General features: G+C 67.1%; 12 protein-coding genes. 5 read left to right on the top strand and 7 right to left on the bottom strand.

What is annotated here, in order from left to right; translation table 11 throughout:
- Positions 1–76 precede the first annotated feature (76 nt).
- Both RH90_RS11835 and RH90_RS11830 read right to left on the bottom strand, forming a co-directional pair.
- Positions 77–712: an SOS response-associated peptidase gene (locus tag RH90_RS11835; protein ID WP_010185883.1), complete on the bottom strand. Its 636-nt coding sequence runs from the start codon at positions 710–712 to the stop codon at positions 77–79.
- A 5-nt stretch (positions 713–717) separates the two neighbouring features.
- Positions 718–1,389: an NADPH-dependent F420 reductase gene (locus RH90_RS11830; protein ID WP_010185882.1), complete on the bottom strand. Its 672-nt coding sequence runs from the start codon at positions 1,387–1,389 to the stop codon at positions 718–720.
- A 259-nt stretch (positions 1,390–1,648) separates the two neighbouring features.
- Here RH90_RS11830 and RH90_RS11825 point away from each other — a divergent pair, with 259 nt between their 5' ends.
- Positions 1,649–3,610 carry a putative bifunctional diguanylate cyclase/phosphodiesterase gene (locus RH90_RS11825; protein WP_198283405.1) on the top strand — a complete coding sequence of 654 codons (1,962 nt, stop codon included), beginning with the start codon at positions 1,649–1,651 and terminating at the stop codon, positions 3,608–3,610.
- A 4-nt stretch (positions 3,611–3,614) separates the two neighbouring features.
- Here RH90_RS11825 and RH90_RS11820 read toward each other — a convergent pair whose 3' ends face one another.
- Both RH90_RS11820 and RH90_RS11815 read right to left on the bottom strand, forming a co-directional pair.
- Positions 3,615–4,070 carry a MarR family winged helix-turn-helix transcriptional regulator gene (locus tag RH90_RS11820; RefSeq protein WP_010185880.1) on the bottom strand — a complete coding sequence of 152 codons (456 nt, stop codon included), beginning with the start codon at positions 4,068–4,070 and terminating at the stop codon, positions 3,615–3,617.
- 14 nt (positions 4,071–4,084) lie between these two features.
- The gene (locus RH90_RS11815; protein WP_010185879.1) at positions 4,085–4,510 is read right to left on the bottom strand and encodes an organic hydroperoxide resistance protein; all 426 of its coding nucleotides are present in this window, start codon (positions 4,508–4,510) and stop codon (positions 4,085–4,087) included.
- A gap of 209 nt (positions 4,511–4,719) precedes the next feature.
- Between RH90_RS11815 and RH90_RS11810 the strand changes: the two genes are divergently transcribed.
- Both RH90_RS11810 and RH90_RS11805 read left to right on the top strand, forming a co-directional pair.
- Complete coding sequence (locus tag RH90_RS11810; RefSeq protein ID WP_029625263.1) at positions 4,720–6,897, top strand: alkaline phosphatase family protein; 2,178 nt, start codon at positions 4,720–4,722, stop codon at positions 6,895–6,897.
- Positions 6,875–7,546 carry a hypothetical protein gene (locus tag RH90_RS11805; RefSeq protein WP_010185877.1) on the top strand — a complete coding sequence of 224 codons (672 nt, stop codon included), beginning with the start codon at positions 6,875–6,877 and terminating at the stop codon, positions 7,544–7,546. The genes RH90_RS11810 and RH90_RS11805 overlap by 23 nt, the downstream gene beginning before the upstream one ends.
- Before the next feature lie 24 nt (positions 7,547–7,570).
- On the opposite strand, the gene RH90_RS11800 is transcribed toward RH90_RS11805, so the two are convergent.
- Both RH90_RS11800 and RH90_RS11795 read right to left on the bottom strand, forming a co-directional pair.
- Positions 7,571–8,488, bottom strand: a complete 918-nt coding sequence (locus tag RH90_RS11800; RefSeq protein WP_010185876.1) for an EthD domain-containing protein — start codon at positions 8,486–8,488, stop codon at positions 7,571–7,573.
- A 37-nt stretch (positions 8,489–8,525) separates the two neighbouring features.
- The gene (locus RH90_RS11795; protein WP_010185875.1) at positions 8,526–9,725 is read right to left on the bottom strand and encodes an MFS transporter; all 1,200 of its coding nucleotides are present in this window, start codon (positions 9,723–9,725) and stop codon (positions 8,526–8,528) included.
- A gap of 103 nt (positions 9,726–9,828) precedes the next feature.
- Between RH90_RS11795 and RH90_RS11790 the strand changes: the two genes are divergently transcribed.
- Positions 9,829–10,737 carry a LysR family transcriptional regulator gene (locus tag RH90_RS11790; protein WP_010185874.1) on the top strand — a complete coding sequence of 303 codons (909 nt, stop codon included), beginning with the start codon at positions 9,829–9,831 and terminating at the stop codon, positions 10,735–10,737.
- Here the strand turns inward: RH90_RS11790 and RH90_RS11785 are convergent.
- Positions 10,679–11,635: a LysR family transcriptional regulator gene (locus tag RH90_RS11785; protein WP_010185873.1), complete on the bottom strand. Its 957-nt coding sequence runs from the start codon at positions 11,633–11,635 to the stop codon at positions 10,679–10,681. The genes RH90_RS11790 and RH90_RS11785 overlap by 59 nt on opposite strands.
- 85 nt (positions 11,636–11,720) lie before the next feature.
- Here RH90_RS11785 and RH90_RS11780 point away from each other — a divergent pair, with 85 nt between their 5' ends.
- Positions 11,721–12,755 (top strand): aldo/keto reductase, encoded by a 1,035-nt coding sequence (locus RH90_RS11780; RefSeq protein WP_010185872.1) that lies wholly within the window; start codon positions 11,721–11,723, stop codon positions 12,753–12,755.
- The last annotated feature ends 8 nt before the right edge of the window (positions 12,756–12,763 follow it).

Genomic DNA, 12,763 nt, shown 5'->3' with positions numbered 1-12,763 from the left:
GTGATCCGCATATTGCCGGTTCAGCATACGCGGCACGGTAGGCCCCGGCACAAGGCCGGGGTGACGTTAGGGTCGGCTACACCTCGTTCCGCCGCGTCGGGAACACCGGCCCGCGCACCGTCATCTGCTCCGCTGGATACGGTCGCTGCAGCGCGACCACATCCTCATAGCTGCAGCGCAGCCAGCGCTCGTGGTCCTCGGGTGCGAGAATCGTGATCATCGCCTTGGGATGGATCGGCGCCACCAGCGGATTCGGGTCGCACGTCACCATCGTGAAGCCGTTCCCCTTGGCGGTGCGCTGCCAGAACCCCGCGACGCAGAACAACGGCTGGTCTGTCACCTGGAACCACATCTCCCCCTTGAGCGGCTTCTTGCCGTCACCGAGATCGTGCGCCTGTGGAGTCCATTCGCAGAATTCGCTGAGGGGTATCAGGCAACGGTTCTCCGGCCTGGCGGCAAGCGCGCGCCACTGCGACAGGCCGAGGTTGCGCACGTTGGTCATCGGCCATGCCGCCGCGCCGCCGAGCACATCCCACGCCATGATGTCGAGCCCGCGCCGCCCCGCTTCCTCGCGCACGACATAGGCCCGACCGCGCGGCATCAGCTCGCGCGCGTTGAAGCGATTGTCGAGCGGTCGCTCCGCCGCGAACACCGTTGCGAAATGCGTGCGGAGCGTCTCCGGCTCGTAGCTCAGGCGTGCGCGGTTACACATCGCGATCAGTTGGCCGGGCTATCCGGCTTCGCGCGCCACTCCGCGCTGCGCTCGGGCGACGCCTGGTCGAGCGCCTTGCGCAAACCGTCCCTGGGCAGGTCCGCGCCGTAGGCCGGCGTGCCCGGCTGCTGCCGCCACGATTGCGCGATCGGTCCGGTGTCGACCGAGTCGAAACCGAGCTCGTCGATCAGCGCCATCACGCTCGCCTTGGCACCCGCGTCGTCGCCCGACACCGGCAAGGCGATCCGGTCGGGCGTGCCGGCAGCACTACCGCTACCGAACAGATGCTCGGCATGGATCGAGTTGAACGCCTTGACGACGGGATGCCGCAGATGCCGCTCGACCCAGGCGCTTTCGGGTTCGCCGGCCTCGATCTCGGCAATCAAGCCGTCGCGCTGCTGCGGATAATAGTTGCTCGTGTCGACCAGCACCGGGACCGCGGCCAAGATCGCCGAGTCTAGCTCGGGGATGCTGCGCAGCGGAATTGAAACGATGACGAGCTCGCGATCCTGCGCCACCGCGTCGATCGCGACGGCGCGCGCACCGGTCTCCGCAGCGAGCACTGCCAGCGATCCCGGCCCGCGCGAGTTGGCAACCAGTACGTCGTGCCCGAGTGTCCGCAACCGTCGCGTCAGGGTGCCGCCGATATTGCCCGAGCCGATAATTCCGATGCGCATGATGATGCTCCTGTGATCGCTACTTGAGAAACAGGCGGACGCGGATAAAGCTCCGCATTGGGCTCGGCGCCGGCACGCTTCGCGCCACATACGGGGAACTTGACCGCATCTGCCCTATCGTATCGATGTCGAAACGTCGCTACGTCCAACGGTATTTTACCGGATCGTTACGGATGCGGTTCATGAGGCAGCCATGGTCGATCTCCTTTCTCCAATCGTATTATCGGACGACCCGCTCGCATCGGCCGAGAACGAAACGTTGGATGCGCGTATCAGGGTCGATCAATTGCGCGCGGCACTGGGCAGCGCGGCGATCGCTTTGCCGATCAACCTGATCCTCTCCGGCATTTGCGCGGCTGTCGCCTGGCACGCGGGGCATACGCTTCTTGCGTTGATCTGGCTGGCAGCATCGCTGGCCGTCGCCGCCGCTCGCGTATCGCTCCTGCGTCGTGCGCGCGAGATGCCCTCCGGCACTCCCGCCGACGTCGAGCGCCAGCTTCGCGGCTTGTGGGTGATCACGCTTGCGGCCGGTCTCGTATGGGCGATGCTGCCCGCCCTGTGTGCGCTGTACACCGCACCGCAGTCGCTGTTCTTCCTCGCGGTCGGCTGCGGAATCACCGCCGGCGCCGTATCGCATGGCGGCGCTTATGCGCGCGTGCCGATCGCCTTCATCACGCCGCCGATCGTGTCGAGCGCGCTCGCGTTGCTGTCGGTGGGCGGGTTCGACCGCAATATGCTCGCGGCGACGATGGCAATCTATCTGGCGGCATTGATCGTCACCGCACGCCGCGCCGAGGCTGCCTTCCGCGGCGCGAGCGCGCTCGGCCATCGCCTGGCGGTGGTCAACGGGTCGCTCGAAGCCGCGCACGCCTGCGCACAGGCCAGCGCCAGCGAAATGCGCCACCGCGCCGATCATGACCATCTCACCGGACTGCTCAACCGCGCGGGCTTCCTGCGCGCCGCCGCTGTGCAAATCGACGCGGAGTCCGCACCCAAGTGTCTGATGCTGCTTGATCTCGACGGTTTCAAGGCGATCAACGACGTGTTCGGTCACGCGGCTGGCGACGCGGTACTGGTCGAAGTCGCGCAGCGCCTGCGTCGCGAACTGCCCGACGCGGTGCTGCTCGGCCGCTGGGGAGGCGACGAATTCGCGGTCCTGCTCGCGGCCGACGCGGCGCTCACCGCGCCGCTTGCGCTCGCCGATCGTCTGATCGCCGCGGTCGCGGCGCCCTATCCGACCTTCGGGACGATCGCGCGCGTCGGGCTGAGCGTCGGCGTGCATTTGGCGCACGGCAGCGCCATGCCGGAAATGTTGTGCTGCGCCGATCTGGCGCTGTACGCAGCCAAGTCCGCGGGGCGGAACCGCTGCCATGTGTTCGGCGACGACCTGCGCACCGCGCTCGAGCTGCGCCGCGATATCGAGCGCGATCTGCCGGCCGCACTCGGCAATGGCGATGTCTCGGTGTGGTTCCAGCCGATCTTCGGCGACGGCGGCACCCGGATTCTCGGGCTCGAGGCGCTGGTGCGCTGGCAGCACCCCACGCTCGGCTGGATCACGCCGCCCGACCTGATGGCGACCGCGGCCAGGGCGGGCTTCGCGCGATCGCTGATGGACCTGATTCTCGACCGCGTATGCTGCATGATCGTCGCGCTGCGCGCGCGCGGCTTCGATCATGTCACGGTCGCGATGAACGTATCACCGCGCGAAATGTCGCAGCTTCCAGTCGACCGCATGATCCTGTCCGCGCTGGCCGAGCGGCAGCTCCCGCCGGCCGCGCTCGAGATCGAAATCACCGAGGAAACTGCGCTCGACACCACCAGCTGCGCGCGCAAGATGGCGGCGCTGTCGCACGCGGGCATTCGCATCGCGATCGACGATTTCGGGATCGGGTATTCGTCGCTGTCCCTGCTGCGGACGCTCAAGGTCGATGCGATCAAGATCGACCGCTGCTTCGTCTCGGGGCTATCCGGCTCGAACGGCGACCAGGTGCTCGTCAAGGCCTTGCTCAATCTCGGCCAGTCGCTGCGGATCGACGTCACCGCCGAGGGGGTCGAGAGCCTGGAGGATCTGCGGATGTTGCGGACCTTCGGCTGCCAGATGATGCAGGGCTATCATCTCGCACGCCCCATGCCGATGACGCAGTGCCTCGCGTTCGTTGCCGATGCGCACACGCAAGCGGTGCCGCCGAACGACGACGGGGTGCACCGGCTGGCGGGGTGAGGCGCTAGGCGACCTCGCTGTCGGCGGTCGCGAGCACCCCGACGAGATGCTGCACGGTCGCACGCAGGTCGGACAGTTCTTCGGCCGAGAGGCCGAGCCCGCCGGCGAGCGTCAGCGGGACGTCGCGCGCGGCCTCGCGCAACGTTGTGCCCTGTTGCGTCAGGCCGATCAGCACGCGCCGTTCGTCGGCAGCGTCGCGCTGGCGCGTCACCAGCCCAGCGCGCTCCATCCGCTTGAGCAGCGGGGTCAGCGTCCCGCTGTCCAGATGCAGCCGCTCGCCGAGCGCGCCGACGCTCAGCGGCGCCTGCTCCCACAGCACGAGCATCACGAGATATTGCGGATAGGTCAGCCCAAGCTTGGCGAGCACCGGGCGATAGAGCCGGCCGAACAGATTCGAGGCGGCATAAAGCGGGAAGCAGATTTGGCGGTCGAGCCGCAGGAAATCGTCGCCGTCGCGCATTGCCGCCTCCTCGCTCATTTGGTCGTGGTAGTGATCTGGACGTCGATATTGCCCTTTACCGCGTTCGAATAGGGGCAGATCGTGTGAGCCGCGGCGACGAGCGCTTCGGCGCTCGCCTGGTCAAGCCCGGTGATCGTCACGTCGAGCGCGGCCGACAAGACGAAACCACCCGTGGTGTTGGGCGACAGGCCGACTTCGGCGACAACCAGAATATCGTCATCCTTGACCTTCTGCGGCGTGGTGCGGGCAACATGGATCACTGCATTCTCGAAGCAGGCGGCATAGCCCGCGGCGAACAATTGCTCGGGGTTGGTCGCCCCGCCCTTGCCGCCGAGCACGGTCGGCATCGCGAGCCGGAGATCGAGCAGGCCGTCGTCGCTGCGGATCTTCCCGCTGCGGCCGCCGACCGCAGTCACCTTGGTGCTGTAGAGTGCGCTCATGGTCAAATCCTCGAAGCCAATACCAGCCTTTATATTGTGCACATATATATTGCACACAAGATGTTTCCGCTGGATGGGACCGTCCGGACGCCAATGTGTCTGATCTGTAACGGTATGTGTCTGGAGTCATCCGCCCGTCACGAAACAGCGCTAGCGCCGTGTCGCTGCGAGCCGGACGGCGCGACGGCGGAACGTTGAGGGGCGAAATCATGAAAATTCGGATTGGGTTGGTAGCGTTATGTGCCGCGAGCCTCGTTTTATCGGGGTGCAACGACAGCGATGCGGCGCCCGCGCCGACTCCGACGCCCACGCCGACTCCGACGCCGACCCCCACCCAGACCGCGACTCGCACGATCGTGATGGTGTGGGACGGCCTGCGCCCCGATGACGTGACCGCGACCGACACGCCCAATCTGCTCGCGCTGCAGACCGCCGGCGTCCAGTTCAGCGACAACCATTCGACCTACCCGACCTTCACAATGATGAACGGTTCGTCCTTCGCGACGGGCTCGTTCCCCAAGACCTCGGGCTTCTACGGCAACACCTTCTGGACGCCGCCGCAGGGCATCTCGAACACCATCCCGGTCGGCAAGTCGGCCGGCGGCACGGCGCAGGATTATGTCGATCCCGTGTTCACCGAGGATTACCAGGTCCTCACCACGCTCAACGATTATTACGGCGGCCAGTTGCTGCTGGTGAAGAGCCTGTTCGCGACCGCGCAGGCGGCCGGCATGGTGACCGCGACCGTCGGCAAATCGGGCGCAGCCTATATTCAGGATCTCGGCAAGGGCGGCCTGTTCCTCGACGAGAACACCGTCCAGCCGCGCACGCTGGTCAGCGAATTGCAGGCGGCCAACATCCCGCTCCCGACCAACGTCGTGAACAATTATTCGGGCACCGACGCGGTCACGCTTGCCGCGACCAACGGCACGCCGACCGCGCGCGCCGGCTACGTCACCTTCAATACCACCGCGTTCGATCCCGCCGGCACGCAGACCGTCGCCGCGCGCGATTCGTCGGACACGACGCAGGGCGCGCCCGAGGATGCCGCCAATAAATACATGATGTCGGTGTTCACCTCGTACATCCTGCCCAAGAAGAACCCGATGCTCTCGCTCATCTGGTTCCGCACGCCCGACAACGTCGAGCATGGCTACGGCCCGGGCAGCGCCAATGCCCGCGCCGGCCTGCGCTCGCAGGACGCGCGGCTCGGCGAGCTGATGGCAGCCTTGAAGGCCCAGGGCCTCGACACCTCGACCAACATCGTCGTCGTATCGGATCACGCCCATTCGAGCGTCTCGGGTCCGCTCAGCCTCTACCCGCTGCGTGCGATCGTTCCCGGCGCGGCGCCTAACGGTCCGCTCGTCAACGGGTCGACCAGCGGCACCAGCGGCGCCACGCTCGGCGCGGCGAACGCCAACGGCTATTCCTTCTCGGGCGACGTCCGCTCGGCCGATCTGCTGACCTATCGCGGCTTCAAGGCCTATGACGGCTCGGGCTGCTCGACCAGCGCGATGTACGGGCTGAGCGCCGCGGGAACGCCGACCGTCCCGCTCAAGATCGATACGACCGGCGCGCTGTGCGGCGCGGCCAACACCAAATATCAGGCGATCAGCGCGACGCTCGCCACCCCGGTCGCGCGCTTCCTGGTCCCCGCCCCCGGCAGCCTGCCGACCAACGGCATCGTCGTCGCGGCGAATGGCGGGTCGGACTATTTCTACGTGCCGAGCCATGACCTGACGACGATCCGCAACCTCGTCCGCTTCCTCCAGCAGCGCGAGGAATATGGCGCGGTGTTCGTCGACAGCCGCTACGGGTCGATCCCAGGCACGCTGTCGATGAGCCAGGTCAATCTCGAGAATAGCGGCCGGCGCGACAACGGCCAGCCCGACGTCGTCGTCTCGTTCAACTGGGACGATACCGCGACGATCCAGGGAAAGACGGGGATCGAGTATGAGAGCACCGGCGGCCAGCGCGGCATGCACGGCAGCTTCGGGCCGACCGACGTCCACAACACGCTGATCGCCTCGGGCCCGTCCTTCCTCAAGAACGCCAAGGTGACCTTCCCGACGGGCAATGTCGACGTCGCCCCGACCGTCGCCTATCTGCTCAAGCTGGCGATGCCGCAGGCCGACGGCCGGATCATCAACGAGGCGCTGGCGATCCCCGCGAGCAGCTCGGCCCCGTCGATCGCCGCATCGTCGGTGACGCCGTCGGCGGGTTCGGCCTCGGGCCTGACCTTCGAGACCCCGCTCGATCCGACCGGCAACACGCGCGACAGCAGCCTGCCGCGCGGCACCTACACGATCACGCTGCAGGTCAAGGACCTGACGATCGACGGCAAGACCTACCGCTACTTCGATTATGCCCGTGCGACACGCCAGTAAGCGCGGCGTCGGCAGCAGCGCGGTTGCCGCCGCGCTGCTGGTCGCGGGGGTGGCGGCGGCGAGCCCGGCGCTCGACTTCGACCACGTCTTCACGGCGGCGAAAGAGCCTGCGGAACTGCACATGCGCGTGCTGTTCCGCGGGGCAGACGGGGTGCACCGGATGGAGCTGTGGCGCGATCACGACCGGCGGGTCAAACGCGTCACCGATCAGGCGATCGTCAGCCTCGCCACGCACCGCGCGGGCGAGCCGGGCTATCAGCTGACCGTGCTCGATCTCCAGAAGCGGATCGCGACGCAGATCGACCGGACCAACCTCTACCGCGTCGGCAATTTCACCGACTGGTTCGATTTGACGCACGGTCTGCGCCATCCCAAGGGTAGATACAGCCTGACGACCGGCACCGCCCCCGCCGGAATGCCCGCGAGCGCCGCGCCGTGCGACTGGTATCGCCTGGCGCAAGGCGAACGGACGACCTCGATTTGCTGGGATGCGAAACACCGCGTCCCGCTGCTGATCGCATCGAACGATCATCACCCGATCTGGCGTGTGACGCAGATCGACACAAAACCGGTGCCGGCCGCGACCTATCTGCTCGATATCCGGGGCTTCACCGTCAACGACGCCAATCGCGACATCGAGCGCGACTGACGCCGCTTCCGCACCGCGGTGCGCTCAGCCGAGCGTGCCGCGGTGGATCAGCTCGGTCACGTCGCTCTTGACCTGATTGTTCGCCCCGAGCCGTTCGATCAGCTGCGCCGCGCGGCTGCCGCGCAGGCCCGCCACGGTCAGCGTCTTGTCGCGGACATAGGTATAGACGCCGCTTACCGCGAATGCCGAGGCATAGGCGATATGCGCCTTCTGCCCATCGACCGTCGCGCGGAACGCCGCGCTGTCGAAGAACGCACGCCGTGTCATCGGCGTCTCGAAGGCGAGTTCGATCACCGCGAGCAGCGAGCGCTCGGGCGGCACCTGATGATCGACATTGGGCGCAGGCGGCGCAGGCTCGGCATTGTCATACGCCTCCGGCAGATGCAGCCGGAGCTTGAGGACCTCCGGTTGAGCCGCAAGTGTTTCGGCGAAACCGGTCATGAAAGCGCCGAACGCCTGCGCGTCATCGCCCGCCGCCCCGAAATGGACGTGGATCCGATCGGCCCCGTCATCGCCGTTGGGTACCGGGTCGGGGAAGCGATCGACCAGCGTGCGCGATCCGTCTGGCAGCGCATAGGCGATCGTCGCCGCGAACATGTTCTGCTCGTCGGCGAACAGGATCGAGCTGGCGTCGTTGAACACGCCCTGGTCGTCCGCCGAGGCGAAACCGATCTCCACGCCACCGTCGAGTTCATAATCGGCGAAGGGCGCGATCCCGTCGATCTCCGGCCAGAGATGCGCATCCTGCTCGCGATCGAAATGGTTCTGGACGTACCAGGCGAGCCCCGGAATGCGCGAACAGAGCGGCCCGTGGACATCGCGCCAATAGGTCGCGAACGCTTCGTGCGGCACGCGCGGACGGCGCAGCACGGTGGTGTAGCTGTTGATCGCAATACTGGCATCGCGCGCGGCGTAATCGGTGGTGATCGAAACTTTGCTCATGGGAAACTCCTGTGAGGGGCGAACGCGCGAGGACGGGCTAGGCCGCAGGCTTGAGCCGGCCGACCAGCGCCGCGACGATCGCGGCGAGGACGGCGATGGCCGCCGCGACATAGCCGACCGCGCCGAGCCCGAGATGCTGGATCACCGAGCCGCCGATGATCGCGCCGAGCCCGATCCCGGCATTCGCCATCGACACGTTGAGCGTGCCCGCCAGCGCCTGCGCATGGCTCGCCGACTGCATCACGCGGACCTGGCAGATCGGATAAAGCGCGGTATTCGCGATCCCCCACACCGCGATCGCCACCGCGAGCCAGACGTGCGAGCCCGCCACCAGCGTCGTCGCCGCCATGCCGAGCGCGAGCACCAGCGCCGTGACCGCGGTCACCATCAACGGCCCACGACCGACGAACTGCCCGCCGAGCCAATTGCCGCCGAGGCCGACGATGCCGAAGCCCATCAGCCACCAGCCGACCTGCCCGACCGGGATCCTGGCGACCTGCTCGAGCGTGTCGGCGAGATAGGTGTACGCCGTGAACATCGCGGTGAAGACGATCACCGAGAGGACGACGTTGCCGAGGAAGTACGGGTCCTTGAGGATCCGCGCCTGCTCGGCGAGCTTCACGCGCGCGGGTCGTGCAAGCGTCGGCATCACCACGAACAGCAACACCGCCATCACCAGCGAAAGCCCCGCCAGTCCACAGAACGTCCCGCGCCAGCCGAACGCGGTCGAGGCGAGCGTGCCGATCGGAATGCCGAGCACCATCGCGCCCGAAATCCCGAGATAGACATTGGCGACCGCCTTGCCGGCCTTTTCGGGCCCGGCGAGTTCGCCCGCGGTCTCGCTCGCCGTGCCCCAGAACACCGGCAATGCAAGCGCGGGCAGGAAGCGTGCGAGCCCAAGCACCCAGATATCGGGCGCGGCGGCGGCCAGCGCATTGGCGCCCGCGAAGATCACCAGGATCGTGACGAACAGCCGCCTGCGCTCGAAATGCGACAGCAGCGCCGTCAGAAATGGCCCGGCCAGCATCACGGTAAAGGCGAACAGCGTTACGAGCTGCCCCGCGGTCGAGATCGAAATTCCAAGATCGCGCGACAGGCTCGGCAGCAGCCCGACGATGATAAACTCGGTCGTGACGATCACGAACGCAGAGATGGCGAGAAGCAACACCGCGAGCCCACGGCCCGCCGATGCGGCACCCGGCGGCGCAGTATGAAGGGGGCGGACGATGGACGGCATGATTAGGCTCCTGTTCAGCCCGCTCTAACGCGCGACCGAAAGTCGAGTCTCACGGCATTTTTTCGGCTATGAGACGACCAAAATTCCAGAATGGAGCAGCGCCGTGATCCCATCCGAACGCCTCAAGGGTATCGAAGCGTTTGTCAGCGCAGCCGATGCCGGCAGCTTCACCGCGGCCGGCGGGCGGCTTAACCTTACCAATTCGGCGGTGAGCAAGAGCATCGCGCGGCTCGAGGCGCGGCTAGGGAGCCGCTTGTTCGATCGCACGACGCGCCGTCTCGCGTTGACCGATGCCGGCGCGGCTTTTTACGAAACCTGCGTGCGCGTACTCGGCGAGCTCGCTGAAGCCGAGGCCGTGCTCGCCGCGCAACGCTCCGAAATCGTCGGGCGATTGAAAATCGACGTACCGGTGGCGTTCGGCCGAATGCAGGTGATGCCCGCGCTGCTCGCCTTTGCCGAGCGGCATCGCGGCGTCCGCCCGGTGGTCACGTTCACCGATCGCGTCGTCGACATCGTCGAGGAGAGCATCGACGTCGCAATCCGGATCGGGGCCTCGACGGCATGGGCGGACAATCTCGGGCACCGCTATCTCGGGCACGAACGCATCATCTTCTGCGCCGCCCCAAGCTATCTCGCGCGCCGCGAGTCCCCCGCTTCAGCCGAGGCGCTCGCCGACCTCGACCGCATCCTTTATGGCCGCGCCGACGGCAGTACGATCGCATGGCGCTTTACCGACGCAGCCGGTGCGATCGAGCAGCGAAAGATGGATGGACGGATCGTGCTCGGCAGCGCCGAGGCGCAGGTCGGCGCGGTCAAGGCGGGGTTCGGCATCGCGCAACTCGCGACCTGGCTGATCAAGGACGAGCTCGCACGCGGCGAGCTGATCGAGATCCTGCCCGAACTGGCGACGGTCGGTCTGCCGCTGCATCTCGTCTGGCCGCGCAGCCGCCAGCTCAGCCCGAAGGTCGACGCGCTGATCGAGGCGCTGACGACGGGTCTGGCGATCGCGTAAGCCGACTTGCAAGAAAATCGACGAACACGCGCACGCGGGCGGGCACGTTGCTGCCACCGACGAACAGCGCGTGGATCAGTTCGACGTCGCCGGGATTATAATCCTCGAGCAGCGCCACCAGCCGCCCCGCAGCGATGTCCTCGGCGACGCTGAACGCGCCGACCCGCGCGATGCCGACCCCCGCCGCAGCAAGCTGGCCGAGCGTCTCGCCATTGTTCGCCTCGATATTTCCCTGCACCACCAGCGCGAAATCCTGTCGGTCGCGGCGGAACGGCCAGACGGGCTCGACGCGACGAAAGTTGAAGTTGAGGCAGTTATGCGCGTGGAGCTGTTCCGGTGCCGTCGGAGTGCCACGCCGTGCAAGATAGTCGGGCGAGGCGACGATCACACGCCCGCTCTCGCCGAGCTTGCGCGCGGTGAGCGCGCTGTCGGCGAGCGGCCCGAAACGGATCGCGACATCGGCCTGCCCCGCCGCGACGTCGATCAGCGTATCCGACAGCGCGATATCGATCAGGATCTGCGGATAGAGCCGCGCGAACGCCTCGAGCAGCGGGACGATGCACAACCGCCCGTGCGACAGCGCCGCGCTGATCCGCAGCCGGCCGCGCGGCGCGCCCTGGTCGGCAATCTGCTGCTCGGCATCGTCGAGATCGGCGAGGATCCGCCGCGCGGTCTGCAGATAGGCGATCCCCTCGGCAGTCGGTGTGAGCGCTCGCGTCGAGCGCAGCAGCAGCCGCACCCCCAACCGCGCCTCGATCCGGTCGACCGATCGCGCCACCGCGGACGGGGTCAGCCCGAGCAGCCGCCCAGCGCCCGAAAAACTGCCCGCACGCATTACCGCTGCGAACACTTCGAGCGCGCGCGCGCGGTCCGTGCCGAAAGCCATCTTTGCGTCCATATCAAAAATCCTTCGCCGCGTTCGCCCCTAATCAATCCGACCCCCCGGGTCCATTTATGCGTCTCACCATCGACGGGATCTGCACATGGACTATCGGCAACTCGGCGCATCGGGGCTACGCGTCCCCGCGCTCAGCTTCGGCACGGCGACCTTCGGCGGAACCGGGCCGCTGTTCGGCGCGTGGGGCCGCACCGACGAAGCCGAAGCGCGGGGCATGGTCGATCTCTGCCTCGATGCCGGCGTCACGCTGTTCGACACCGCCGACGTCTATTCGAACGGCGCGTCCGAGAGCGTGCTCGGCGCGGCGATCAAGGGCCGGCGCGACGCGGTGCTGCTCTCGACCAAGACCGGCCTGCCGCTGGGCGACGGACCGCAGGACTGGGGCGCCTCGCGCGCCCGGCTGATCCGCGCGGTGGAGGAGTCGCTGCGGCGGCTCGGCACCGATCATATCGATATCCTCCAGCTCCACGCCCTCGACGCCTCGACCCCGGCAGAGGAAGTGATGGGCACGCTCGCCACGCTGATCGCGGCGGGCAAGGTGCGCTACGCCGGCGTGTCGAATTATCCCGGATGGCAGGTGATGAAGGCGCAGGCCGCCGCCGACCGCAACGGCTGGCCGCGGCTCGTCGCGCACCAGGTCTATTATTCGCTGATCGGCCGCGATTACGAAGCCGATCTGATGCCGCTCGGTGTGGATCAGGGCGTCGGCGCCTTGGTGTGGAGTCCGCTCGGCTGGGGTCGCCTCACCGGCAAGATCGGGCGCGACCGGCCGGTCCCCGCTGGCAGCCGGCTCCACGATACCGAGCAGTTCGCGCCGCCGGTCGAGGCCGAAGAGCTGTACCGCGTGGTCGATGCGCTCGAAGCGGTTGCCGCCGAAACGGGCAAGACCGTCCCGCAAATCGCGATCAACTGGCTGCTGCAGCGCCCGACCGTCGCATCGGTGATCATCGGCGCGCGCAACGAAGCGCAACTGCGCGACAATCTCGGCGCGGTCGGCTGGACACTCGCGCCCGAACAGATCACCCGGCTCGACGCGGCGAGCGCCAAGCTTCCGCCCTACCCGCATGCACCCTATCGCCAGCAAGCGGGTTTCACCCTGCTGAACCCGCCTTTGGTTTGAGGACCCCG

The sequence above is a fragment of the Sphingomonas sp. PAMC 26605 genome, from assembly GCF_000241485.1.
Taxonomy (GTDB): domain Bacteria; phylum Pseudomonadota; class Alphaproteobacteria; order Sphingomonadales; family Sphingomonadaceae; genus Sphingomonas.
This window is presented reverse-complemented; position numbering and strand designations above follow the sequence as displayed.